The sequence below is a fragment of the Dokdonia sp. Dokd-P16 genome (assembly GCF_003095655.1).
Classification (GTDB): Bacteria; Bacteroidota; Bacteroidia; order Flavobacteriales; family Flavobacteriaceae; genus Dokdonia.
Map to the genome: position 1 here is coordinate 2,413,759 of NZ_CP029151.1, position 26,070 is coordinate 2,439,828.

A 26,070-nucleotide genomic window follows, 5' to 3' on the forward strand; every position below is an offset into this window, starting at 1 on the left:
GGTAACTAGAGCGTTACGGCTTTTTCAATAGCGTTTAATTCTTTGATGGCATCCATTTGTTCTACTACGTGCTTTAGGAGGTCAATTCTATTCTGGAAGTTGTCTATCATTGCGTAGATCACACGCTTATCTTCTCCACTTTCAGAAAGGTCTTTCTTTAAACTGTCATAATCTTTCTCTAAGATTTCAAGTTGTTTTATGGCATCCATTACCATGGCTTGGTTCTCAGGATTCATGTTCTCTTTAATATCAAAGAGTTCACGTTCTATGGTTTTTGTAAAGAAATCTTGCGTGTTTTCCATCTCTGGAGAAACATCTGCAAGTTCTTTAGCACTGGGCGTATTGATAAACTGTGTGAGCATTAATCCTGCAATAAGAATAACACTCGCTGCAATAAACAGTGGTCGCATCCACTGTATGGTTTTAGTTTCTTTTTTAGCTACTTCTGGAGTAGCTTGCGCCTGTAGTTTTGCTAGAAAATTAGCTTTGTGATCTGCACTAGGTGCAGCTGTATCGAGACGTCCTTCCAGACGTTTAAATACTTGATCTATAGGTTCCTTTTTCATTGTTATTTAATAGTTTTCGTAAGCTATCTTTTGCTCTTGACACCATCGTTCTACAGTTTGCATAGCTTACATTCATAATCTCACTCATTTCCTCGTAGTCGTAGCCTTCTATAAGATGTAATGACAATGATTGTCTATAATTATCTTTAAGCATACTCATAGCTTTTACTACTTCTTGTGCTCTCACACTAGTGAGGTCTACCTCACTCACACCTTCTGCATCATCTTCTATCTTATATAAATGATTTTCTAGTGGTGTTTCATCTAGTTTCTTTCCTTTGTTATAAGCATTAAGGCTATTATTTACCACAATACGTTTTAACCAACTCCCAAAAGATGCCTCACCCTTATAACTATCCAGCTTTGTAAAAGCACTTAAGAAGGACTCTTGCATAATATCTTCTGCCTCTGCTTCGTGTTTCACAATGCGTAACGAAGTATTGTACATCGCTTTATAGTAGCGGTTATACACCTCCATTTGAGCACCCTGATTACCTTGCTGGCACAGTGTTATTAATTCGGTTATTTGATGGTTGGTAAAATTCACTTTTGGTTCATTCTATAGTAAAGATGCGTGTTTTATTTCTTTGTTACACTTTCGTGAAAATTTGACAACATTATTTTGAATCTGTTGATGGTAAGGAGGTATTTACTTCATAGATAAAGAACGCGTATTTGTGTTGGTTCTTCAAATTTTCGCGAAAGCAAAATACTCCCTTGGCACAACAATTGAATTAAAGCGTACAGAGAGGGTATCCATTATCTTATGATAGGCTAAACTCACTAGATTTAAAGAGAATACTAATAGTTACACATCCACAAGGCGGGTAGCAGTACACGACATTGTGGCACACATTATATATGGCAAAACCAAAATTTACAACATTAGACAGATTGTCACTGCAAGAGATAGATGGAGATGCAGAATTAATCCCCTTAATGACTCCAGAAGACGAGGAGGCAATTAATAACGAGGAGCTTCCAGAGAGCTTGCCTATTTTACCTTTGCGCAACACCGTGCTTTTTCCAGGAGTAGTCATTCCTATTTCGGCAGGAAGAGATACTTCTATAAAGCTTATAGATGAGGCAAATAAAGGTGGGAAAGTAGTAGGAGTAGTTGCTCAAAAAGATGAAGAGGTAGAAAACCCAGGTGAAGATGACATTCATAAAGTAGGTGTAGTAGCACGTATTTTACGTGTTCTTAAAATGCCAGATGGTAACGTAACGGTTATCATTCAAGGTAAAAAACGCTTTGAGGTAGATCAAGTAACACAGGTAGAGCCTTACATGAAGGCTACGATTAAGGAGTATGTAGAAGTACGTCCAGAGGTGGGTGATCAAGGTTTTAAAGCAGTAATCGATTCTATAAAGGAATTATCGCTTAAGATTATTCAAGACTCGCCAAATATCCCTTCGGAGGCTTCATTTGCAATTAAGAATATCCAGAGCGACTCTTTCCTAATCAACTTTGTGAGTTCAAACATGAACCTCTCTGTTGCAGAGAAGCAAGAGCTACTCAATATAGATGACTTACATAAACGCGCGCTAGAAACGCTCAAGTTTATGGATATGGAGCGCCAGAAGTTGGAGCTCAAAAATGATATTCAGAACAAGGTTCAAAATGACATGAGCCAGCAGCAGCGTGAGTATTTCTTACACCAGCAGATGAAGACTATCCAAGAAGAACTGGGTGGAGCTAGCTCTGAGGATGATCTAGAAGAAATGCGTGTACGTGCAAAGAAAAAGAAGTGGGATGCAAAAGTAGAGAAGCACTTTAATAAGGAGCTTTCAAAAATGCAACGCATGAATCCTCAGGTAGCTGAGTATAGCATACAGCGCAATTACCTTGATTTGTTTTTAGACCTTCCTTGGAATGAGTTTTCTAAAGATAAATTTGATTTAAAACGTGCCATGAAGATTCTAGACCGCGATCATTACGGTCTTGATGATGTGAAGAAGCGTATTATAGAATACCTAGCGGTATTGAAATTACGTAACGACATGAAGTCGCCTATTCTATGTTTATACGGACCTCCAGGAGTTGGAAAAACTTCACTAGGTAAATCTGTAGCAGAAGCGTTAGGTCGTGAGTATGTACGAGTAAGTCTAGGCGGAATGCGTGACGAATCTGAGATACGCGGGCATAGAAAAACATACATAGGAGCAATGCCTGGACGTATTATCCAGAGCTTGCGCAAGGCAGGAACTAGTAATCCAGTTTTTGTACTTGATGAGATAGATAAATTAAGTACAGGAAGTCAGGGAGACCCGTCTTCTGCATTATTAGAAGTGCTAGATCCAGAGCAGAATAGTGAGTTTCACGATAACTTCCTTGAGATGGGTTACGACCTTTCTAAAGTAATGTTTATCGCAACTTCAAATAGTTTAAATACCATACAGCCAGCGCTGCTAGATCGTATGGAGATTATAAACGTTACTGGATACACGATAGAGGAGAAGACAGAGATTGCAAAGCGTCACTTATTACCAAAGCAGCTTAAAGAGCATGGTATGACAGATGACCAGCTTAAAATAGCAAAGCCACAACTAGAAAAAATTGTAGAAGGGTATACAAGAGAATCTGGAGTGCGTGGACTAGAAAAACAAGTTGCAAAAATGGTGCGTTACGGGGCAAAAAACCTCGCGATGGAAGAGGAGTATAATGTAAAAATATCTAATGAAGATGTTATCGAGATACTAGGCTCTCCAAAGATGGAACGTAACAAGTATGAGAATAACGACGTTGCCGGAGTTGTTACGGGTCTTGCATGGACACGAGTAGGAGGAGATATCTTATTTATAGAATCTGCTTTATCAAAAGGTAAAGGAACACTATCTATCACAGGGAACCTAGGTAAAGTGATGAAGGAGAGTGCTACCATAGCCATGGAGTACATTAAAGCAAATGCAGAAATATTAGGTCTTGACCCAACTATATTTGATAAGTATAATGTACACATACACGTACCAGAAGGAGCAACTCCTAAAGATGGTCCTAGTGCAGGTATTACCATGCTTACATCTCTAGTTTCTTTATTTACACAACGTAAAGTGAAGAAAAATCTAGCGATGACGGGTGAGATTACCCTAAGAGGAAAGGTACTACCAGTAGGAGGAATTAAAGAAAAGATTCTTGCTGCCAAGCGTGCTAAAATTAAGGAAATACTCTTATGTGAGCAAAACCGTCGCGACATAGAAGAGATCAAGCAAGACTACTTAAAAGGCTTAACATTCCACTATGTGAGTGACATGAGCGAAGTGCTAGAACTAGCACTTACTAAGCAAAAAGTAAAAAATGCTAAAACACTAGCTTAAGGTTAGTTTATCAAATTTTGGCGAAAGCGTAAAATTATACAAGGGAAACTCAACAAGAGTTTCCCTTTTTCTTTATCCTATAGTTCTAATTATTTCCCATCCCTCTCAAAATATACTATCATTGCAATCGTTAAGTATCATGATGCAGTACTGATTAATGAAAAAGAGTCTCTTTTTATTCTTGTTTGCGTGTTCACTAACGGCCTTTGGTCAGTTAGGGGGACGTGCTACCTATCAGTTTCTCAACTTAATGTCATCACCTAGGCAAGCTGCTTTAGGAGGTAAAATCATTACAAACTACGACTACGACCCAGACTCTGCGCTCTATAATCCAGCCAATATTAACTATAGGATGGATAATCAACTTTCTATAAATTATGTAAACTACCTGGCAGATATCAATTATGGGACGGCGTCTTATGCCTATTTATGGGATAGACGCACACAGGTCTTGCATGCGGGAATCACTTATGTAAATTACGGAACCTTTGATGGAAGAGATGAGAATGGGAACTCGACTGGAGAATTTGGCGGTAGTGAGGCGTCGCTTTCACTAGGCTATGCACTTAATATTCCGTACACAGATTTTCACGTGGGGGCAAATGTAAAATTAATCACCTCTACACTAGCCGAGTATTCATCGGCGGGAGGAGCGATAGATCTTGGGCTTACTTATAATTATGAAGATTGGGATCTCAACGCAGCATTAGTGGTACGTAATATAGGAACCCAATTTACACCTTATGTAGATACTTTTGAGAAGCTTCCGCTAGAGATAGACGCTGGTATTTCTCAGATTTTGCCTAATGTCCCTATACGCTGGCACGTGACGCTAGAAAACCTTCAATTATGGAATATCGCCTTTGAGAATGAAGCTAGAGGTACTACAGATCTTGACGGAAATACCACCACAGAAAAAATAGGAATTCTCGATAACGTAATACGTCACGCGATTGTGGGTGTAGAGTTGTTTCCTAAAGGTGGATTTAACGTGCGACTGGGCTATAACTTCCGTAGGAGTGAGGAGCTGCGTATAATCAATCAGCGTAGTTTTGCAGGTATCAGTGCAGGCTTTGGGATTAAGATTAACAAGATGCGTTTCAATTATGCATATGCTCGATATAACAGCGCTGCGGCAAGCAGTTTCTTTGGTCTAGGTATCGATTTACAATAATTCTTTTCAGTTTTAGGAGCAGCACATTTTAGGTGTATTTGCAAGGTGGTTTCCCGCTTTTCATTACAATTCCTCGTTGCGCTATCGCTACACTGCGGGATTTTCATTGCAATCGGGGCTAGGGAGTCAAGAAGCTGTCTTTTTGCAATTGATGGAAGTAGTATGCTCATTTTAATAAGGAGATATTCTTTAAATCTATTTAGTAGGCACTATCATAGGTTTTCCTATTTTTGTGTAAAACACATACCCTTGAAAATTACCATTGCTATAGACGGATATTCATCCACAGGAAAAAGTACCGTAGCCAAACAACTTGCAGACTGGCTAGAATACATTTATGTAGATACGGGTGCGATGTATCGCGCAGTCACCTTATATGCAATGGAAAATAGCCTTATCTCTGATGGTTTTTTTGATAAAGAAACGTTAGTAAAAAGGCTTGATGATATCGAGATTTCATTTACAAGAGAAACCGCTTCTGGAAAAGCAGAGGTTTGTCTTAACGGGAAGAATGTTGAGAAGTACATAAGAACCCTAGAAGTTTCTTCCTTTGTGAGTCCTATAGCTACCATCTCAGAAGTGCGCGCCAAACTCGTAGAGCAGCAGCAACGCATGGGGGAAGAAAAAGGAATAGTGATGGATGGCCGTGATATAGGTACCGTAGTATTTCCTAAAGCCGAGCTTAAAATATTTATGACCGCTAGTGCAGAAGAACGTGCAAAGCGTCGTTACAATGAGCTTGTAGAAAGAGGTGATAAAGTGAGTTATGAAGCTGTACTCTCTAACGTAGTAGAGCGAGATCACATAGATACTACTCGTGAAGATTCTCCACTCGTAAAAGCAGCCGATGCTATTGAGATAGACAATACAGAAACTAATATTGAAGATCAGTTTCATACTATCTTACAACTGGCAAAAGATCGTATTGCAAAACGTCTCGTTTAATCGATAATGTCTAGGCTTCCTAAAAATTTACAACTAGCGCTATCTGCATGTATTGTGATAGCCATGTCATTTGTTTATGGAGCGCATCCCAGTGTTATACTCCCTTATATTTTTGGCTTCGAAGTTCAAAACTTAGAGCTCAAGAATATCTTTAGAGCAATCATGGGGATCTACATCGCCTTTGGCGGTTATTGGATATATGGTGTTATTAAGGAAAATCACTGGAAATCTGCAACCATAGTAAACGTACTATTTATGGGTGGTCTCGCAGGAGGTAGGTTAGTCAGCGCCATTCTAGACGGCTGGTCACCACAATACGGTGCAGGAATGATAGCCGAAGCTGTCATGATGTGGTGGGGTTTATGGAATCTTAGGTTTTATGATGAAAATTTTTAAAGAATTTAGAAGTGTAATTGTTGTTTCTGTTTTAATGTATTTTACAACTAGTTGCGGTAATAATAAGAGCAAAATCCCATTAAAGAAAGAACAACAAAATTTTCTTACAATTAGAAATCTGGCGAATGGATTTATTGAGTATGATATCGACACATTAGCGAACTTTAGGGAAATAACTAAAATTTTAGAAGAGATTGATTGCGAAAAAAATTATGCGCTTTTTAAGCTAGAAACTAATAGTAAAATCTTCAAAATACAACCACTACAATCTTGCGGTGATATATTTCATTATAAAATGAAAGAAGTAGTTTATATTAATACAGATAGTATTACTGTAAATAATGATCTAGACTATCCAATAGATAGTCTTAACTCGGTATTGCGTAATCACTTGCTAAATTTTAATGGTGATAATAATTATCCTTCAGCTGCAGAAAGAAAATGGATAAGTATCAACGTTGATGATTCAAAAAAAATTGACGACACAAAAATTTTACTACTTAAAATAATTGATGAAATTAATAGTATTGAAAGTAATGTGGATTTTGGGTTTATGTTTGAAAATTCTGGATTAATTGAAGTTGTTGAAGAATAATAGTAGCCAAATTATAAACAGCAATTAAGAGACAATCCGAATTATCAATACTATGATTGTTTAAATGATTGATAAGTTGCTGCTTGTTTGTAAACTTCAAAATAATAAAAACGTCTACCGTGATAAGAATGAATCACAATAGACGTTTGTTTTTACAGTTAAATTTATTCCTTAAAAATCACTCAATCCCAAGCCAGCTTTTCCATTAGGTCTTAAGATTCCTTTCTCTAGGCTAAAGAGCCCTTTAAAAGGATCATTCTCAAAATCTAGATGTCCATCAAGGTCTGCATATACGGTATTAGGACGAGAAAGCGCAAAGTGTAATCCTGAGGAGATGCCAAGTCTGCACTCATCTATACAGCCTATCATAGCCTCTAATCCTGCAGCTCTTGCTACAGAGTTGATATGCATCGCTTCCATAATACCACCTACCTTTTGAATCTTGATATTGACCATATTCATACGGCTGTTTTGAGCAAGTCTAAAAGCGTCTTTCAGTGACTTTAAACTCTCGTCTGCCATTACTGGAATGTGAACTTTTCTCGTTACTTCTCCTAGTTTTTCTTCGTCTGCGACTAGGGTTGGTTGTTCTAGTATTTCTATGCGTGCTGTTCTGGTTTTTTCAACAAATTGTACAGCTTGTGCTACGGTGTAACCTTGGTTGCCATCAAAGCGTAGCGTGAGGTTTGGATGATTTTCGCGCAAGCGGTGTATTTTTTCTACATCCTCCTCCAGCGATAATCCTCCTTTGAGCTTAATAATTGTAAATCCTTGGTATACATATTCTTGAGCTTGCTTCAAAGTCTCTTCTATACTTAAAATACCTATGGTAATACTCGTTGCAATACTATCACGATAACCGCCCAAAAATTGATAAAGCGGCACATCCATCTTTTTTGAAGCAATGTCTAGTAACGCCATATCCACCATCGCTAGCGCAGAGGAGATAACACTGAGCAGTGGCTTTAACTCATCAAGAATGCGCGCATAGTTGAGTGCATTTTTATCTTTAAGATATGGAATAATGACAAGGTCTAGCGCTCTAGCTACATCATCACCAGTTTCCTTAGTAACCTCAAGATCTGGAGCAGCGCAACCTAAGCCTATGATGTTACTATCTGTTTCTATCTTGAGAATAAAATTAGTTGCCTGCGATACAGTCTCATAAGCAATCGTATAGGGTGCAGTGAGTGTAAGTTCTAGTCGCTCGTAACTAACGTTTGTGATTTTCATTGATTATTTAATGTGTTTTTCAAGAACCTTTATTAAGCCTTCTGCGCCATGAGCAAGTACATCAAAAGCAGGAAGGCCTGTTTCTTCTGTAATCGCTTTACAAGCTGGTTCAATTTGTTCTAGTGTCATATTCTCGTGATTTACCGTAACTGCAATAACTTTTTTTCCAGAGATTACCTCGATGGCCTTAATTTGTTCTTGTAATGAGTGCAATTTATAGCCAGGGAATCCATCATATTCTAGACGTGTAGGAGCGTGTTGTAAGATTACATAGTCTGGTCTTCCAGCTGCAAGGATTTCAAAACCTCCAGGGTATGCTGGGTTCATAAGACTTCCTTGACCTTCTATTACGATTACATCAGGTTGTTCATTATGGTATGCACTTACTACTGCGTGCTCTATCTCTCCAGACACAAAGTCGTTAATGCAGCTATCCATCACCATGCTGTATTTTGCTCCTTGCATCCATGCAGTTTGACCTGTACCAATCATCTCCGCTTTTTTACCGCTATTGCGCAGTCCGTGCACAATTAACCATGAGGTCGTGCGCTTACCAATAGCGCTATCTGTACCTAAAACAGCAATCTTAAGACAATTCACTTTTTCTATTTCGCCAGAGAAAAAATGAAGGGTGTCGCGATCTGGAGTTTTACGCACGTCACGTATTTGGATATTGTGCTCTTTACTAAGCGCTACAAGATGCTGATCATTAGTAAGGAAATCATGCAAACCACTATCGATATTCCAGCTTTGTTTAATCGCTGTTGCAATAGTTGCTCTTGCTTCCTCAGGAAGACGCCCACCATCTGGCGCAAGACCGATCACAAGTGATTTTGGAAATTTTTTTCCGCCTTGTAATGATGAAATAGCAGTCTCGATGTTTTCAAAAATTAGTATTCCATTAGGTTTCCCGTCCAGCACTTCGCCAGCATCTTTGCCAGTATACGTACTATCTATAATTCCCACGACATTATAACGTTCTGTAAAGCGCACTAGGCCGTGAGCTGTTTTTCCGTTTGGAGTGTTAAAAGCGCCTTGACAGTATACAAGAGCATTTCCGTCTATTGATTTTTTCATATAAGTGTCCTGAGTAAACAGGTATGTGTTAATATTATATCCAGCGACTGCTGGTGGTAGTTAATTTTTTGCAGTAAGTACTGCTACAAAACGATCTGGAGCGAGGTTCTCCTTCTCATCAAGTTCTAGGAGAGCGATAAGTCCAGCAGTTGATGCAGGAAGAATGCGTAATCCCTCTTTTTTGAGTAGGAGCGTACTCATCTCTCTCATTTTTTTATCACTAATGTTAAATGCTTTACCATCAGATTGCTGGATAGCATACAGAGCTTCCTCTCCATCAAAGCTGTGCCAGTTTATGAGTGGCTCATTGTACTTAGTTTCTTTAATCTTATCTGGATCAAGATCACGACAGTGGTCTAGTCCTTCTTTATGAGATTGAATAATAGGATTCTTACCTGTAGAAGAAGCTGCAATCATTTTAGGAATGCGAGAGGTTTTACCTCGTTTGTATAAACTCACAAAGCCTCTATAAATCCCAGCAAATAAAGTTCCATTAGATACTGGAGCAGCACAATACTGTGGCGCATCACCGAGCTCATCTACAATCTCTACAGCAATTTGCGAGTATGCAGATATCTGTAACGGTGTGTTTGCACCTCCAGGGTTTGCGTCATACCATTCATATTCTTGTGCTAGTTTGCTGCTCGCAGTAACTACCTCCTCATAACTACCTTGTAGCCTAAAAATCGTTGCTCCTAGACGTTCCATCTCTATGATACGGTCTGTGTGATAGGACTCTGGGATGTAAATGTTACAAGCAATTCCGCCTAACTTTGCAGCAAGTGCAACTGCGACACCGTAATTACCGCAAGTGGCGAGTGACATGGTATGAAAATTTCTACGCAGCGCATCATATACTTGTGCAAAGGCAATTCTATCCTTTTGTGTTCCCGTAGGGTTATCACCTTCGTATTTGATGTATAACTGTCTAATATCAAACTCACGTTCAAGAGATTTTGCTCTTGTAAGACCTGTGTCACCTACTTCTAGGTTAATAATGTCTTCGTAAGATTCTAAACGGTCTGTAAGTGATTTTGTGGTGTCTTTTACAAACAGACTAAGTGCCATCGCTTCTGAGGATACTTTATTATCTGATGATTTTACACCGTCTTTAAGATTCATAATTTTAAAACTTAAAATTGTGGAGTGCAACTTGTTGTGGAGGGAATACCGCTTTCGCGAAAGCGTACATTAAATCCATAAAAATAGGGCAGAAGGTATTACCAACTGCCCTATGGTTATAAAGTTATTGAGCTTATTTAATTAACTCAAGAGCAGTAATAGAAAGTACATCATACTCCTCATCATCCTCATTGATCTCTGAAGTTGTAGTGTACGTTACTTTAAATATTTGTCCTTGAAACGCCTCAGTAGTAAGGTCAAATTGCTTTGCAGCAGCATCACTCATGGCGTCAAAAGAATGTGTAAGCTCATCTGCATCTTCAAAATAGAAAGTACCTTCTGCATAGCCAGTAAAAGTAGCGGTAACGCTATCTGTAGTTTGTACATTAAGAGCTAGTGTAACCACTGTAAAAAGGGCAATAAACATTGTTTTCATAATAGTGTAAATTAAAAAGTGTTGTTAATTTAAAATTGCCGCGTGTGCGACCACTATCAAATAGATTTCCCAATCTAGGATTTTACCCTATACCTTATACGTAGTGGGAGATAAGAATGTTACAAAAGGTGTTACAATTTTTTAAAATAATTGCAATTATTTTTAATCCTCTCGTTCTTCTTGATCTTCGTCCTCTATATCGAGATCTAGATCGTCATCATCTGTATCATCATCGTCATACTCATCTTGGTCAAAGTCCTCCATTGCCACAACAAGGCGCTTACTTACTTTAACAAGGTATAAGGTGTCTTCTGTAGTTACTTCTACACAATCTACCATCTCACCTTGAGCATTTTTAAAAGAGATAATATGATGAGACTCATACCCATCTGGATACTTTGCAACTAGTAAATTTAATATATCATCATTGAGTTTTGCATAGTCTACAATGACGCGTCTTAGGTTACTCGGTTTTTTCATTATGCGTTTATTATTAAAGATGTGTTGAGACACCTTATTTACATATCTAGTAGGTAAGCAAAGATTAATGGCGCTACAATAGTAGCATCACTCTCTATGATAAACTTAGGAGTATCCATATCTAGTTTTCCCCAAGTGATTTTTTCATTAGGTACCGCTCCAGAGTAAGATCCATAACTAGTAGTTGAGTCACTTATCTGGCAGAAATAGCTCCAGAAAGGAGTTTCTGTACGTTCCATATCTTGGTAAAGCATAGGCACTACACAAATAGGGAAATCTCCTGCGATACCTCCACCTATCTGGAAGAAACCTATTCCTTTTTCTGAGTTTGCTGTATACCAGTCTGCAAGGAATGTCATGTACTCAATTCCAGACTTCATAGTCGTAGCTTTAAGTTCGCCTTTCATCACGTAGCTCGCAAAGATGTTACCCATAGTACTATCTTCCCAACCTGGGCAAATGATAGGTAGGTTTGCCTCTGCAGCTGCATACATCCAGCTATCCTTAATATCTATCTCGTAGTACTGCTCTAATACTCCAGAAAGTAACAGTTTGTACATGTACTCATGCGGTAAATAACGCTCACCAGCAGCCTCTGCATCTTGCCATATTTTTACAATATGTTCTTGAATACGACGAAAAGCTTCTTCTTCTGGAATACACGTATCTGTAACACGGTTAAGTCCTTTTTCTAGTAAATCCCACTCATCTTGAGGAGTAAGATCTCTATAGTTAGGCACACGCTTGTAATGGCTGTGAGCTACAAGATTCATGATATCTTCTTCAAGGTTTGCACCTGTACAAGAAATGATATGCACTTTTTTCTGGCGTATCATCTCTGCAAAGATTTTTCCTATCTCTGCGGTACTCATTGCTCCAGCAAGAGAAACAAGCATTTTTGATCCCTTTTCTAGTTGTGCTTCATACCCTTTGGCAGCATCTACGAGAGCAGCTGAGTTAAAGTGTAAGTAGTACTTCTCAATAAATTGTGATATTGCTCCTTTATTAGTCATTATAATCGTCTTCTTCTTGATTAACTTTTTTGCTTTTTTCTTGTAATCCGCTTACTTCATAGTCTTCTCCAGCATCTTCTTGCTCAAACTTATAGCTAAGCATTTTGTAGTATAATTTTGCCGCTGCAAACTCAGAAGGCTTGCTATTTCCATTAGGGCAAAGCTCTACAATATCAAAACCTACAACATTCTTCTCTGCAAACACGCGACGTAAGAAGTCTAGCGTTTCATACCAGAATAAACCTCCAGGTTCTGGAGTTCCTGTAGCTGATAGTACTGATGGATCAAAGGCGTCAAGATCAAATGTAATATATACATTATCTGTCATTGCCTCAATCGCATTGTCCATCCAGTAATCGTCTGTTGCCATCTCGTGAGCAAAGAAAACATTCTCTTCATTCATCACTGTTTTTTCTATGGCATCCATACTACGTATTCCTACTTGCACAAGATTTGTAGTTTGGTTTGCTTCATACACAGCGCATGCGTGATTACAAGTAGAACCTTCATAAGACTCACGTAAATCTGCATGTGCATCTAGTTGTAATACCGTAAGATTATCAAATGTTTCATTAAATGCGCGAATGGCACCTATAGATACAGAATGCTCTCCACCAAACATGGTAACAAACTTGCTACGTTTAATGTTTTTCTTTACAATCTTGTGTACAGCTTCCACCATTGCTTCTGGTGATGAATTTTCTGTAATAGGATCTGCAAGGTGTATCCCTTGTTTGTAAACTTCGCTTCCTGTTTCAATGTCGTAAAGCTCCATATTTTCAGAAGCATGTAAAAATGCTTCAGGTCCCTTGTCGGCTCCTTTGCCCCAAGTACTAGTTCCGTCATAAGGAACTGGAAGTAAAACAATTTTAGCTTTTTCAGCTCCTGCATATTCTTGTGGTATGCCTGCGTACGTTTTCATGGTGATACTAGATGTTAGATGTAAAGTGAGAATGTTGTTTTCTCGGTGTTGTTACTGTTAGTGGTTATATAATTGATTTAATATTTTTTGTTTTGCTTTCGCGAAAGCGTATTTAATACCCTAAGATACCTAATAATTGCTCACTCGTTTGCTGCTCTGCAAATACTTCTGTGGTAATCTCTCCATCTTCATTGCGGTCAATAAGGATGTGTTTAGGAGAAGGCACAAGGCAGTGTTGTAGTCCGCCAAAACCTCCTATAGACTCTTGATATGCTCCTGTATTGAAGAAACCTATATAGAGCGGTTTATCTTTTTTATACTTAGGCATATAAATCGCGTTCATGTGCTGCTCGCTGTTATAGTAGTCATCACTATCGCAAGTAAGACCACCCAATAACACACGCTCATATTCTTCATTCCAGCGGTTTACGGCTAGCATGATAAAACGTTTGTTTATAGCCCAGGTATCTGGTAATGTTGTGATAAATGAAGAGTTAATCATGTTCCACTTTTCACGGTCGTTTTGCTGCTTTTGGTAAAGGACTTCATAAATAGCTCCACCGCTTTCGCCAACAGTAAAGCTGCCAAACTCAGTAAAAATATTAGGCACCTTTACATCTGCATCATCACAAGCTTGTTTGATTTGTGCGATGATCTCATTAATCATGTATGCATAATCATACTCAAAGGCAAGCGAGTTTTTTATAGGGAAACCTCCACCTATGTTTAAGCTATCAAGTGACGGACAAATCTTTTTGAGATTAATGTACACTTTGATACACTTCATGAGCTCGTTCCAGTAATAAGCCGTGTCGCGTATACCAGTGTTTATAAAGAAGTGAAGCATTTTAAGCTCAACCTTCTCGTTATTTTTGATCTGGTTATTAAAAAATGGTACAATATTCTTGTAACCTATTCCAAGTCTTGAAGTATAGAATTCAAACTTAGGCTCCTCCTCAGATGCGATACGAATTCCTACTTTAAACTTGCCATTAATCTGGTTGCTTAGAAGGTCAATCTCTTCGTAGTTGTCAATTACCGGAATTGCATTTTTGTGCCCATTATTAATAAGACGAGCAATGTTTTCTACATACCTCTCACGTTTAAACCCATTGCTTATTACGTATGTATCGTCTGTGATTTTTCCCGCAGCTTTTAAACTCTCTACAATATCTATATCAAATGCAGACGAAGTCTCGATATGTATATCATTAGAAAGTGCTTCGTTAAGCACGTGCTTAAAGTGTGAGCTTTTTGTACAGTAGCAATAGTTATAACTTCCTTCATAACCATTTGCCTCGATAGCATCTGCAAACCATTTTTTAGCTCGCTGTATGTTATCAGAGATTTTAGGTAAATAAGTAAATTTAAGTGGTGCTCCGTATTGCTCTACAAGTTTCATAAGGTCTATGCCATGAAACTCTAAGTGGTTTTTATTAAGGTTAAATTCCTCTTGTGGGAAATAATACGTCTGCTCGATGAGATCAATGTACTTGGTCTTCATTAATTAGTTTTAAAAGTGTAAGGTATAAAAGGTACAGAAATAGGGGAGATATCCCCTTTAAGAAAATGTTAAGTCTATAAACCTCAGATGCGGAAAATAAATACAGTAAAAGGAGAGAATGCAAATTCCTCTAGGCGCTTTATAGCGATATTGATGGTACAAGCCGGCCATAACATTCGGTTCCCAAATCTTTGGGCAGCTGTTGGATTAGACTTTGTAATCATCCTAAGCCCGAATATGAAATTGTTTTTCATTAAGAGTAGGCAATAAGCTCGATTGAACAAACTTATTTTGCGCGGCAAACATAAACTCAAATTTTAATTGGTGAAATAGCTTGTCAAGTAATTAACAAATATTTAACTTTTTAAAATTTGGACGTTATTTATTCAGATTTAAAATCGGCATGTAATTTTTTGATTATGAGCGAGTCATTTTCACAAAATTACTGTTAATAAATAAATTTTACGCTCGTTAAATGACAGCCAAATAGGTGTGCCAATCGTTAAACTGTGTTAATCTCAATTTTTTAGGAAACCACTCAAACCTTTTTGAACGTACATATTCAAAACAATAATCAATTTAACTTTTAAAATTACGTTTATGAAATCAATAAAAATTTGTGGATTACTTTTAGGAGCAGCATTTGTAGCTGCAAGCTGTTCATCTGATGATGAAGGAGGGGCAACTGTTGTAACTGCAGATTCACGTGCAGAACTTTATGCATCAAGTAATAGTGATGGTGATGTAACAGTATATGACGTGAGAGACACATCAAATATTACAGCTGCTAGCTTTGGAACAGTTTCTACAGATGCAGAAGGTATCTATTATGATGGTTCTAGTGATGAGGTAACTCAGGCATCTAGATCAGGATTACAATTAAACGCTTACGGAAACGTACTTCTTTCTACTGCAGGTATTAATCTTACTGCAACTTTGAGTAGTAATGCAGTATTAGTAAGTCCACGTGACCTAGCTGTAAATGGTGATCTTTATGTAGTTGCAGATAACGCAGACGTAGATGGAAACCCAGACACTGCAGACGGTAGAATATTTATTTTCCAGAAAACAAATGGCGAATTTACTCTAAGAAATACAGTAACTACTGATTTTGCATTATGGGGAATCGAGTTTGTAGGAGATAATCTTTATGCTGTAGTAGATAAAACATCTGACGTAGCAGTATTTGCAAACTTTACAGCTACAAATACAGCAGATGCAGCAATCACACCAACTAAGAGAATTACTATAGAAGGTATTGTAAGAACACACGGTATTGCAGAGAGCAATGGTACAATGATTCTTACAGATGTAGGAGATGCAGCATCAGATACTGACGGTGGTTTCCACGTGATTTCAAACTTTGAGTCTAAATTTGCAGCAGTAGCAAACGGAGAAACTCTTGCAGTAGCAGGAAATCAAGTACGTGTAGCTGGAGCAGCTACCTTCTTAGGTAACCCGGTAGCAGCAGAGTATGATGCAGTAAACGATATCGTTTATATTGCAGAGAGAGCTAATGCAGGCGGTAGAGTACTTGCTTATGCAAATGTACAGGCAGGTGGAGATCTTGCCCCAACAGTAAACAACGAATTAGAAGGAGCTTCATCTTTGTATTTATACCAAGAGTAGTAGTCACATAATTCCATAAAAAAACCCTCAAGAGAAATCTTGAGGGTTTTTTTATGCGTTGTAATTTTATTCTTCTTCCTCTGCATTAGCTTGCATAGTAGAGAATACATTCTGTACGTCATCATCTTCATCAAGCTTATCAATAAGCTTGTTTACATCTGCCTCTTCCTCTGGAGTAAGTTGCTTAGTTACTTGTGGTATGCGGTCAAAACCAGATTCTAAGATCTCAATCCCTTTTTCTTCAAGGGCGCTTTGTATCGCTCCGTAGCTTTCAAAAGGCGCATAGATATGTATCCCGTCTTCGTCTTCAAATACTTCTTCGGCACCAAAGTCTATAAACTCAAGTTCTATCTCTTCTACATCTTGTCCCTCTGCATTCACGCGGAAGGTACAAGTGTGGTCAAACATAAAAACTACAGACCCAGACGTACCTAGATTACCGTCACATTTATTAAAAGCAGCTCTCACATTTGCCACCGTACGTGTGTTATTATCTGTAGCGGTTTCTACAAGTATGGCGATACCATGCTGTGCATAACCTTCAAAGATTACCTCTTTATAATCGCCTTGGCTCTTATCTGATGCTCTTTTAATAGCACGTTCTACGTTATCCTTAGGCATGTTTACCGCCTTAGCATTCTGTATTACCGCACGCAGTCTTGAGTTTGAGTCAGGATCTGGACCACCTTCTTTAACGGCCATTACAATATCCTTTCCTATACGTGTAAACGCTTTAGACATTGCGCTCCAGCGCTTCATTTTACGTGCTTTTCTAAACTCAAATGCTCTTCCCATGTATATAAAGTAATAGATATTTTCGCGTAAGCAAAAATCTCCTTTTTAATAATAGTGTAATTAAAAACGCGATCAATACAAATAGTATTGACCGCGGTAAAAATATGAAATCGGTTGATTTCTTTAAAATTTATAGTCCTTTATGCGCCTAAAATATCATCTATAGCAGCTGCAAGGTCAAAATCCTTTTCTGTAACACCATCTGCATCGTGTGTGTTAAGAGAGATTTCTAGCTCATTATACGTGTTTGTCCAGGTAGGGTGGTGATCCATTTTCTCACACTCAAAGGCAATACGCGTCATGGTTGCAAACACCTCGCGGAAGTTCTCAAACTCAATCGTGGTGTGTATTGCGTTATCGTCATACTCCCAGTCTGGAAAATCTTCTAGTCTATTGTTGATTTGATCGTCTGTAAGTTTCATATGCTTGTTTTTAAAGTGCTAGATAAAGATAGATAATTACGCTTTCGCGAAAATGGGATTTCGATTAAATATTTGTTAAGGCATTTATCTAGTTATAGCAGTCTAAACTTTATTCTATCCATTAATCGCCAGTTGTCTTTTATTTTGATAGATTTTCTTAAAATCACTTCAAAATCAACGTCATTACTGTTGCATACTAGAATTATATCTGCCATCTCAACAGGAATCTTGTTATCTCCTTGAGGTTCATGGTGTACCGTCTGTAACTGGATGTCTTGCCATTGCACGTTAAAGGCAGTTCCCTTTCTTAAAACTTCTTGAAAATCTTTTGCTGCTTCTGTTTTAAAGTTGGCTATTATAGTTGCTACCTCAGGGATGTTTTCACTGGAATTTGCTTGTACTATTGGGATGAGGTATAAGAGCTCCTCTTTAGTAGCCAGACTTTCAATGACCTTTGTTTCATCTTGGCTTTTCAGCGCAGAGAAGATGTTCTTGACAAGCGTTGTTTTTTCAAAATTTTCTTGTGCAGTGGCAGTATGAAATGCAAATAAGGTTATTACAAGAAGAACTGTTTGTAGGGAATTTTTCATTGATGAGATGAGGTGATTTGTTGTGTGTGATAATTAGTTACGCTTTCGCGAAAATAGGGAATTGGGGTTGATTGGGGTGAGAAAGAAATATTTGTAATTAAAAATGCAAAGGAACTTTATAGAATCATTAAAGACTAGCTAACTTTTTTCAAAATCACCATCTAAGGTTGTTGTTCTAAAAATCTCTGTATTTCTAATTCAAAATTAGGGTTGCTTGGTCTCAAGTTAGAATTGCTTAGAATTTCTCCTTTGGCAGATATAATCACATATTTAGGAAGCGCTATTAAAATCATTTTGCTTCCATCTATTTTATGTTTTGAGTACAGATAAGAAAAAAATGGTTCATCTTCTTGCATTCCAAACCAGTAATTATTCCCGCTCCATTTTTTTTCAATCACATACTTTTTCCACTCATCAAAACTATCGTCTACAGAAATAGAAATAAATGTCGCATTTGTGTTTTTATATTTTTGAGCGATCTCTTTAAAAATTGGAGCTTCGGTTAAGCAGGGAGCACACCAAGTTGCCCAAAAATCTATAGCTAGAAGTTTTCCTTTAAAAGAATTAATATCAATACTAGTATTGTTTATGTTTTGTATCGTTCCGTTCGGGCTTTGTTTTCCTTCTAATACAGAATCTATTTTTTCTGCCTTTGTAAGCGAAGTAACTATAGTTTGATCCTGACTTACTTCCACAGGGGTTGCTTTATTGTTACAACTAAAACAAAGTATTAAAAATGATAAAACTAAAAGTCTCATAAGGTTTGCTTTTGAACTATTTGCGCTTTCGCGAAAGCGTAAAACAAAACAGTTGTAATGATATCTAATGTATTGTTTAATAGCTTCTCAAAACGAAACTACAAAGTCTTTTTAATAAATCACTACGGATTTCCGCATGGTGATGTCTAAAGTGTAAAAAAAAATGTCAAATTGAATATTTAGAATCCTGTAAATAGGGTGCACAAAAAAGCCGTAGCCAAAACATTTGTTTCTTATCCTAAACTTATAGATAAGGAGCATGTCTCGACTACGGCTTTTGCTTAATCTTTTATCTAAGTGTCTTCATAAATTCCCTCACCTTTTTAATGATTGCTTCTCCTTCTTCTTCAAGAGCAAAGTGTCCTGTGTCGTAAATGTTGTAATCAATATTTTTTACATCTTTTTTAAATGCTGCAGCACCACTTTCTGGAAAGAAGGCATCATTTTTACCCCACACCACTAACAATGGTGGCTGGTGATCTCTCAAGTACTGCTGCCACTGTGGATATAACTTCACATTGTTTTGATAGTCATAAAACAAATCAAGATTTACTTGATGAGCATTAGGCCTTGATAACCTCAAGTAATCTAGATGGTAACTATCTGGATCTACAGTTGCTATATCTCTCACACCATGTGTGTATTGCCATTTAAGACCTTCTAGAGTAAATGCTGGTCGCAAAGCTTGTTCTGTTTGTGCATTTCTATCTTTCCAAAGTGCTTTGATATCTTTCCAAGCATCTCCTAGACCTTCTTCATAGGCATTTCCATTTTGGGTGATGATTGCTGTAATTCTTTCAGGATGTGCGGTTGCAAGTCTAAAACCTATAGGCGCTCCATAATCTTGAACCATGATTGCATAGGAATTAATATTTTTCTTCTCTAAAAAAGCATTTATAGTTTTTGAGATATTATCAAAACTATACGTGTATTCTTTTGGGCTAGGGAAGTCACTATTCCCAAAACCTGGATAGTCTGGAGCGATGAGATAAAACTCATCAGATAATTCTTTGAGTACTTTTCTATATTGAAAAGAGGAAGCAGGAAAACCGTGTAGTAACACAATAGCTGGATTTAAAGAGTCGCCAGCCTCACGGTATGCGATGTTTACACCATCTATTTCTAATGATTTATACTTGACGGCTGTGCGATTATCAAGTTTATTATAGTTTGTTGTTTCTTGTTTTGCTGTGGCGGTTGTCGGACTTTCTTGACAAGAAAGCGTCAGAAAAAAAATGCTGACAAGTAGTATAAGATTTTTCATAATTATAATGTAATAGAAAAGCCATAGCCCATACAATACGAGCTATGGCTTTGTGTGAATATGTATGGTTAATTAATTTCTTCCAGCCATTACACCGCCATCTGTATCCCATATTGCACCTGTTACCCAGGCAGCTTTATCAGAAAGTAAGAACGTTATACTATTTGCGATGTCTTGTGCTTCACCAAAACGGCCTATCGGGTGAAAAGCATTAAAGCCTACAAGGGCTTTTTGAGCTTCTTCTTCACCTCCAAAAACGCTATCGTACACAGGAGTATTTACAAGAGCAGGCGATACTGCATTTACACGTATGTTATCTTCGGCAAGTTCCATTGCTAGGTGTTGCGTGAGGGAGTGTAATCCTGCTTTTTGCATAGAATATGCAGAAGATGGAGTTGCCTTTACTGCTTGCTTAGCCCACATAGATCCTACATTTACGATAGAACCACCTTGAGTAGCTTTCATTTTCTTTGCAGCACTCTGTGTGATAAAAAAGAAACCTCTATTAAGATCTTGGTATGAGTTGTAATCTTCCATCGTGTGATCTAAGAATGGCTTAGGACCAAAGATTCCAGAAGCATTTACAAGATAATCTAAGTTTTCTAGCTCGCTTATTTTAGCAACTAAACCATCTACCTCTTGTGTGTTTGAGATATTCACGGTGTGCTTGATAAGGTTAGGAGCATCACTTATTTTATCAGTGTTTCTACCTACTACGTGTACTGTTGCACCACCTTCTAATAAAGTGTTTGTAGTAGCATTACCGATACCGCTTGTTCCACCTATTACTAAGGCTACTTTGTTTTCAAATTCTTTCATAGTTCAATTATTTAATTATTAATTACAGACAGACAAGTCTGTCTTTTGTTTGATAAATTTTTTTAAGTGATGAGTCGCTCACAAATATTTTTTGACTCTAATATAGGCCAGTCTTGTTGGTGTAGGTGGCTTTCACCTACAGCGCTTTCATAAAGTAAATAGATTTGTCTAGCGAGAGAGGCTGTTTGTGCTCTATCTATTCCTTCGACATTAACCGCTACAAGCTTTGTAATAAAAGCAATGAAGGAGTTTTTCTGCAACTGGATTTCATCTCTTATTAACTTATTGTCTTTTGGTATTTCTGCTACTGTTTTGATACACCAGCATCCATTAAAATCCTTCTGTTGATAGAATAATGTCAAGAAGTCAAAAATAGCAAGTAGTTGATCTTTCCCTTGTGTTTTTGAAGTAGTGAACGCTTCAAAATCTTCAAGAAAGCTTATGTTTTTATGTTTAAGATATGCTAAGCAAATCTCTTCCTTAGACTTAAAATGATTGTAGAGAGTGGCCTTTGCAATCCCAGCTTCAGAAATAATCTGATTGATGCCAGTAGTATTATAACCGTTCTTATAAAATAAATAAGAGGCGGTTTCAATAATTCTACTTTTTACTTCGGCGTGTTTCATACGGCAAATATATAGTAAAATATTCAAAACAGACAGGTCTGTCTATTTTTTGTTTTAAATCACGCTTTCGCGAAAGCGTAATAAGTCCTAGTGCTCAAATTCAAGGCTATAATTATGAGATGACATTCTAATAATCTTTCAAAGGTTACATCATAAGTTTATATTTGTTAAGCACATGATTGTTTTTGGAAATTATAGCAATCTTATTTATTCAAAACCATTATTTCTTTGCACTACTACACGAAATCAATATCCAGATTTTTATTTATGATAATAACTATTCAAACGCTGAAAAGATGGAGTTTTAGTATTTGCTTACTGCTACTGTTTTCTGCTTGTACAAAGGAAGATTCGATTCGTCCAAGTATTGAAAATAAGCTTACTATTATGGATAGTCTCGTGCAAATACAACCCGAGAAAGCGATTGTGGAGCTGGATAGTTTACTTCAGAATACTGACAATTTGAGTTTGCGAGAGCGAGCTATGTTATTATTTCAAAAAGGCGAATCTCACTATGTGAATTATAGTTATGAAGAGGCATTTAATACTCAGCTAGAAAGTTACGAGCTTTTTACAGGGTTAAATGACAGTTATAATGAAGGTCGTGCTTTAATCACGCTAAGTGGAGCTGCATTACATATGGGTGATATAGAGGAGTCTCAAGCATATGCTCTAAAGGCGTTGCATTTATCTCAACTTATCGATAACACTCGCATAGAAGGAAAGGCGTACAATCAATTATTTAAATTGCATTACCAGTTAAAAGATTATGAGAAGGCGTTGTCTTACATAGAAGCAACAGATAGTTTGTACTCCAAGCAAGCAGACACGCTTTCTATAATAGCTATTAAGAATAATAAAGCTAGTATATATCTAGAGTTAAAAGAATATAACAAGGCGCTAAATAGCTACTCCGAAGCTATGAATCTGAGCCAGTCTAAAGGTGATCCCAAGATATTAGTAAGTGTGCTCAATAATATAGGATACACGTACATAGAGGCGGGAAAATATGAGAATGCAGAACGATTTTTAAGAGGAGCTATCAGGTTGAATAAGAATATTAATGTCATAAATGCCGCACCATATAAGGGGCTGGGTAATTTGTTTTTATTGACTTCAGAAATTGATTCTGCTCGCGTTAATTATGATAAGGCGCTTCGCATTTATCAATCTAATAAGGATGCGAAGGAAGAGATTAATGTGCGAGACAGGCTAGTCGCTGTTTCGTTGTTTTATGGAGATTATGCGCAAGCTTTAAATAATCAAATAATAAGGGATAGTCTCCAGCTAGACGTAAGTAGGTTAGAGCAGGACAATCTTTTAGAGTTTGCAAATGTAAATTATGAAGTAAAGAAAAAGGAAACAGAAATTGAACACCAGCAAGAGATTAATGCTAGAAACAAATGGCTATTAATAAGTATCGTTTTGTTATTTCTTGCACTCTTAGTTGCTATAGGTTTTTATGTGTATAGTGCAAAATTGAGAGCAGCAAATAAAGCCACGACACTAGAGCAAAGCTTATTGCGAGCACAGATGAATCCGCATTTTATCTTTAATACACTAGCGGCAATTCAAAATATCACACTGGAGGGGAATGCTATAAAATCGTCAAATTACATTGCAAAATTCTCCAAGCTCATCAGGCAAAATTTTGATTACGTAAGAAAGGAGTCCATCACGTTAGATAAGGAGATAGCGATGATTTCAAATTATATAGAAACCCAGCAACTTCGTTTTAATAATGAGTTTACCTATGTAATCTATAATGATCCAGTTATCAACCCCAAAGAGGTTAAAGTACCACCTATGATGTTACAGCCTTTTGTTGAAAATGCGATAGAGTACGGCCTTAAAGAAAGAAAAGAAGGAGGAGCGCTAGAGATTAAGATAGAAAAAGAGGCAAAGCAACTACACTTTGTTATTATAGACAATGGAGTAGGAAGGTCTGCAAAAGCAAAGCAAGAGAAAGTGACCGAAGAATTACACGCAACCGCTATTTTTAAGGAACGTTTGAAAATGAGAAAAATGGGGGAGGAGAAATCATTTATAATTGAAGACCTCTTTGATGAACAGCACAACCCTGCAGGTACAAAGGTGTCATTTAAATTAAAGCAGTAATGATCAATGCAGTTATAGTAGAAGACGAGTTTAATGCCTTAAATACATTAGATAAGCTCATTCGGTACACGCAAAAGGATATTGAAGTTATTGCCAAAATTGATAATGTCCCAGAAGCAATATCTTTTTTAAAGGCAGAAAGTCCTGATCTTGTTTTTCTAGATATAGAATTAATAGGAGGAAATGCTTTTCAAATACTAGAAGCTCTTGATAGTATCGATTTTAAAATAATCTTTACAACAGCTTATGATGAGTTTGCGATAAAAGCTATAAAATTTGATACTATAGATTACTTGCTTAAACCTATTGACTCAGAGGAGCTATCAGACTGTATAGATAGATTTAGAGTTGCTTATAAAAAAGAGCAAGTTTATAAAAATGCCGTAGATAAAGTATCTGAGATTAATCAAAAAGAAATTGAAAAAACTCTTTTGATTAAAACAGCAGAAGCACAATATTTCCTTCAAACTAAGGATATCGTGCGATGCCAGTCTGATGGAGCATATACGGTCTTCCATACTGTAGATAGAACAATAATGAGCGCTCGTAATCTTAAATACTATGAGAATATACTAAGTGAACACACCTTTGTACGTGTGCATCAATCACATTTAGTAAACATAAAATACATTAAGACAATTAATGTTAACAATACAGTACGTCTTACAAACGATGAGGAAATACCAGTGGCTACACGCAAAAAGTCGTATTTAAAACAAGTGCTAGATACGCTTTAAACGCACTTATAAAACCAAAAATAGCGAATGTAAAACGGTTGCGAGAATACCCTTATCCCTGTCTTAGTTTTGAAGTAGATAACAACTTTAAAAACAAAATATCATGGGATTAAAAGAAAAAAGATTTACTAAAACATTTCAAGAAGAGCAGTTTCCGCAACTACAAAAGGCAATCATTGAAGCAGCAGGTTTTGATGTTACTTTTAACATAGCGTGGGACACATTATTTGAAGATCGCTTCTTACATCTTTACAGCGATTCTTACCCAAAAATTTACTTTCTACCAATTATTGAAGCATTCAAAGCTATCACAGCAGATGAGATGGGTAAGGAAGCCCTAGCCGAGAGCTTAAAAGAAATACATATTACTAATACTAAAGACCACCACAATCCAGCAAACGGATTTTCATTTTCTAATGGCGTGTTAACCTTGGATCATAGTCCAATAATGAACGCAGATGATGTAGAGAGTAGAGTTAAAGTGCTCACTACGGTATTAGAAAACAATTTGTAATCATAGGTGTCATTTAAGTAGAACTAGTAAGAGGTATTGATATGTATAGATTTATTGTTTCATTAATTTTTATAGCAGTATTACTGCTCTTAGGAAGTTGCGGAGTTTCTAATGCTAACGCAAAAAAAGGATTTGACACGTATTTAAATACACGTCATCCTAATAAATATGATATCCTAACTTTTAAAAGGAACTTTAATACGGCTACGATGAACCCTAATCTATACTGGGTAGAATTGAGCCTTAAAGAAAATCCAGAGATTGTGATCAATTTCAGATGGGATGCAGAAAACAATGATGTCTATGTTCCAGATTTTTATGAAGAAGACAGAGGTATCGAGGCATTAACACACTATCAACAGCAAGAAATTGTGTTAAGAGAGGAAATACACCAAGTCTTAGAAGATGAGGTAGTAGCCATGGAGGTAAATGTTTTTAATCACACTATTAGCATCACACTAGATAAGGATCCTACATTTGATGATTTTCAGTTTTTCTCACGTAAAATTTGTAGTGTCGTGGATAAGTATCCAGATACCTGGACGAGTGAAGCGCGTGTTGATTTCAGATTGAAAGGCGAGCGAAAAGGTTTTTATGAACTTATTGTAAAACCTAATAATTATGATGATAGTAGAGAATCGTATAGATATCATCCTAACGCAATTATCATCAATAATTACGGATCAACAAAAGCCGACGCTATTGATCATGTAGTACAAGGGAAATTTTCAAAACCTAATGCTCCAGTTTATTTAAATCGAATATGGGTACATCAAGCAGATTTAAGTTCGATGTACTTAGCTATCGAGAAGCATAAACCTCGTCAAGATCCTTACAACAAGAAAATGCTGACTGAAGGTGCGGGTATGTACTTAGTAAAAATGGATTATAATAATCTTGATATGAAAATCATGTCTTACTACGATTATAAAACCATCTCCCGTGATAACATATTTCTTGATCTCATGGAGCAACTTCCAGAAGACTATAAATACCTCATAGAGGACTCTTAAAACACCT

At 37.1% G+C, this 26,070-nt stretch carries 27 protein-coding genes; 10 read left to right on the top strand and 17 right to left on the bottom strand.

Going from position 1 to position 26,070, the window contains the following annotated elements; genetic code table 11:
• Positions 1-5: 5 nt before the first annotated feature.
• A complete protein-coding gene (locus DCS32_RS10835; protein WP_108878276.1) occupies positions 6-566 on the bottom strand; it encodes a hypothetical protein in 561 nt (186 codons plus the stop codon).
• Positions 535-1,044, bottom strand: coding sequence for an RNA polymerase sigma factor (locus DCS32_RS10840; protein ID WP_410492548.1), 510 nt, complete (start codon positions 1,042-1,044; stop codon positions 535-537). Before DCS32_RS10840 ends, DCS32_RS10835 begins: the two co-directional genes overlap by 32 nt.
• Before the next feature lie 383 nt (positions 1,045-1,427).
• Between DCS32_RS10840 and lon the strand changes: the two genes are divergently transcribed.
• The 5 genes from lon (at position 1,428) to DCS32_RS10865 (ending at position 6,991) form a co-directional block, all read left to right on the top strand.
• Positions 1,428-3,881 carry an endopeptidase La gene (lon, locus tag DCS32_RS10845; RefSeq protein WP_108878277.1) on the top strand — a complete coding sequence of 818 codons (2,454 nt, stop codon included), beginning with the start codon at positions 1,428-1,430 and terminating at the stop codon, positions 3,879-3,881.
• Between the two features lie 157 nt (positions 3,882-4,038).
• A complete protein-coding gene (gene porQ, locus DCS32_RS10850) occupies positions 4,039-5,055 on the top strand; it encodes a type IX secretion system protein PorQ (protein ID WP_108878278.1) in 1,017 nt (338 codons plus the stop codon).
• Positions 5,056-5,304: 249 nt separating this feature from the next.
• A complete protein-coding gene (cmk, locus tag DCS32_RS10855; RefSeq protein WP_108878279.1) occupies positions 5,305-6,000 on the top strand; it encodes a (d)CMP kinase in 696 nt (231 codons plus the stop codon).
• Between the two features lie 6 nt (positions 6,001-6,006).
• Positions 6,007-6,396 (top strand): DUF4345 domain-containing protein, encoded by a 390-nt coding sequence (locus DCS32_RS10860; RefSeq protein WP_108878280.1) that lies wholly within the window; start codon positions 6,007-6,009, stop codon positions 6,394-6,396.
• Positions 6,380-6,991, top strand: a complete 612-nt coding sequence (locus DCS32_RS10865) for a hypothetical protein (RefSeq protein WP_239057520.1) — start codon at positions 6,380-6,382, stop codon at positions 6,989-6,991. Before DCS32_RS10860 ends, DCS32_RS10865 begins: the two co-directional genes overlap by 17 nt.
• Before the next feature lie 171 nt (positions 6,992-7,162).
• On the opposite strand, the gene DCS32_RS10870 is transcribed toward DCS32_RS10865, so the two are convergent.
• From DCS32_RS10870 to DCS32_RS10905, 8 genes are all read right to left on the bottom strand, one after another.
• On the bottom strand, positions 7,163-8,224 hold the full coding sequence (locus DCS32_RS10870; RefSeq protein WP_108878281.1) for a mandelate racemase/muconate lactonizing enzyme family protein: 1,062 nt from the start codon (positions 8,222-8,224) through the stop codon (positions 7,163-7,165).
• 3 nt (positions 8,225-8,227) lie between these two features.
• Complete coding sequence (locus DCS32_RS10875) at positions 8,228-9,301, bottom strand: DUF1611 domain-containing protein (protein WP_108878282.1); 1,074 nt, start codon at positions 9,299-9,301, stop codon at positions 8,228-8,230.
• Between the two features lie 60 nt (positions 9,302-9,361).
• Complete coding sequence (locus DCS32_RS10880) at positions 9,362-10,423, bottom strand: pyridoxal-phosphate dependent enzyme (RefSeq protein ID WP_108878283.1); 1,062 nt, start codon at positions 10,421-10,423, stop codon at positions 9,362-9,364.
• Positions 10,424-10,556: 133 nt separating this feature from the next.
• Positions 10,557-10,859, bottom strand: a complete 303-nt coding sequence (locus DCS32_RS10885) for a hypothetical protein (RefSeq protein WP_162533636.1) — start codon at positions 10,857-10,859, stop codon at positions 10,557-10,559.
• A 162-nt stretch (positions 10,860-11,021) separates the two neighbouring features.
• Positions 11,022-11,339 carry a hypothetical protein gene (locus DCS32_RS10890; RefSeq protein ID WP_013749756.1) on the bottom strand — a complete coding sequence of 106 codons (318 nt, stop codon included), beginning with the start codon at positions 11,337-11,339 and terminating at the stop codon, positions 11,022-11,024.
• A 38-nt stretch (positions 11,340-11,377) separates the two neighbouring features.
• Positions 11,378-12,352: a deoxyhypusine synthase family protein gene (locus tag DCS32_RS10895; RefSeq protein ID WP_013749755.1), complete on the bottom strand. Its 975-nt coding sequence runs from the start codon at positions 12,350-12,352 to the stop codon at positions 11,378-11,380.
• Positions 12,345-13,274, bottom strand: a complete 930-nt coding sequence (gene speB / locus DCS32_RS10900) for an agmatinase (RefSeq protein ID WP_108878285.1) — start codon at positions 13,272-13,274, stop codon at positions 12,345-12,347. Before speB ends, DCS32_RS10895 begins: the two co-directional genes overlap by 8 nt.
• Before the next feature lie 112 nt (positions 13,275-13,386).
• Positions 13,387-14,778 carry an arginine decarboxylase gene (locus tag DCS32_RS10905; protein ID WP_108878286.1) on the bottom strand — a complete coding sequence of 464 codons (1,392 nt, stop codon included), beginning with the start codon at positions 14,776-14,778 and terminating at the stop codon, positions 13,387-13,389.
• A 600-nt stretch (positions 14,779-15,378) separates the two neighbouring features.
• On the opposite strand from DCS32_RS10905, the gene DCS32_RS10910 reads away from it, so the two are divergent.
• Positions 15,379-16,407 carry a hypothetical protein gene (locus tag DCS32_RS10910; RefSeq protein ID WP_108878287.1) on the top strand — a complete coding sequence of 343 codons (1,029 nt, stop codon included), beginning with the start codon at positions 15,379-15,381 and terminating at the stop codon, positions 16,405-16,407.
• A gap of 66 nt (positions 16,408-16,473) precedes the next feature.
• On the opposite strand, the gene DCS32_RS10915 is transcribed toward DCS32_RS10910, so the two are convergent.
• The 7 genes from DCS32_RS10915 to DCS32_RS10945 form a co-directional block, all read right to left on the bottom strand.
• Complete coding sequence (locus tag DCS32_RS10915) at positions 16,474-17,202, bottom strand: YebC/PmpR family DNA-binding transcriptional regulator (RefSeq protein ID WP_013749751.1); 729 nt, start codon at positions 17,200-17,202, stop codon at positions 16,474-16,476.
• 140 nt (positions 17,203-17,342) lie between these two features.
• Positions 17,343-17,624 carry a 4a-hydroxytetrahydrobiopterin dehydratase gene (locus DCS32_RS10920; protein ID WP_013749750.1) on the bottom strand — a complete coding sequence of 94 codons (282 nt, stop codon included), beginning with the start codon at positions 17,622-17,624 and terminating at the stop codon, positions 17,343-17,345.
• Positions 17,625-17,716: 92 nt separating this feature from the next.
• A complete protein-coding gene (locus tag DCS32_RS10925) occupies positions 17,717-18,214 on the bottom strand; it encodes a hypothetical protein (protein ID WP_108878288.1) in 498 nt (165 codons plus the stop codon).
• Positions 18,215-18,375: 161 nt separating this feature from the next.
• Complete coding sequence (locus DCS32_RS10930; protein WP_108878289.1) at positions 18,376-18,972, bottom strand: TlpA family protein disulfide reductase; 597 nt, start codon at positions 18,970-18,972, stop codon at positions 18,376-18,378.
• Positions 18,973-19,261: 289 nt separating this feature from the next.
• Entirely contained in the window at positions 19,262-20,236 is a 975-nt protein-coding gene (locus DCS32_RS10935) for an alpha/beta fold hydrolase (RefSeq protein WP_108878290.1), read from the bottom strand.
• Between the two features lie 72 nt (positions 20,237-20,308).
• Entirely contained in the window at positions 20,309-21,055 is a 747-nt protein-coding gene (locus tag DCS32_RS10940; protein ID WP_108878291.1) for an SDR family NAD(P)-dependent oxidoreductase, read from the bottom strand.
• Positions 21,056-21,117: 62 nt separating this feature from the next.
• Positions 21,118-21,681, bottom strand: a complete 564-nt coding sequence (locus DCS32_RS10945; protein ID WP_108878292.1) for a TetR/AcrR family transcriptional regulator — start codon at positions 21,679-21,681, stop codon at positions 21,118-21,120.
• A gap of 267 nt (positions 21,682-21,948) precedes the next feature.
• Here DCS32_RS10945 and DCS32_RS10950 point away from each other — a divergent pair, with 267 nt between their 5' ends.
• The 4 genes from DCS32_RS10950 (at position 21,949) to DCS32_RS10965 (ending at position 26,063) form a co-directional block, all read left to right on the top strand.
• A complete protein-coding gene (locus tag DCS32_RS10950; RefSeq protein WP_108878293.1) occupies positions 21,949-23,799 on the top strand; it encodes a tetratricopeptide repeat protein in 1,851 nt (616 codons plus the stop codon).
• Positions 23,799-24,536: a LytR/AlgR family response regulator transcription factor gene (locus DCS32_RS10955; RefSeq protein ID WP_108878294.1), complete on the top strand. Its 738-nt coding sequence runs from the start codon at positions 23,799-23,801 to the stop codon at positions 24,534-24,536. The genes DCS32_RS10950 and DCS32_RS10955 overlap by 1 nt, the downstream gene beginning before the upstream one ends.
• Positions 24,537-24,639: 103 nt before the next feature.
• On the top strand, positions 24,640-25,050 hold the full coding sequence (locus DCS32_RS10960) for a hypothetical protein (RefSeq protein WP_108878295.1): 411 nt from the start codon (positions 24,640-24,642) through the stop codon (positions 25,048-25,050).
• 41 nt (positions 25,051-25,091) lie between these two features.
• Positions 25,092-26,063 carry a hypothetical protein gene (locus DCS32_RS10965; protein ID WP_108878296.1) on the top strand — a complete coding sequence of 324 codons (972 nt, stop codon included), beginning with the start codon at positions 25,092-25,094 and terminating at the stop codon, positions 26,061-26,063.
• Positions 26,064-26,070: the final 7 nt, after the last annotated feature.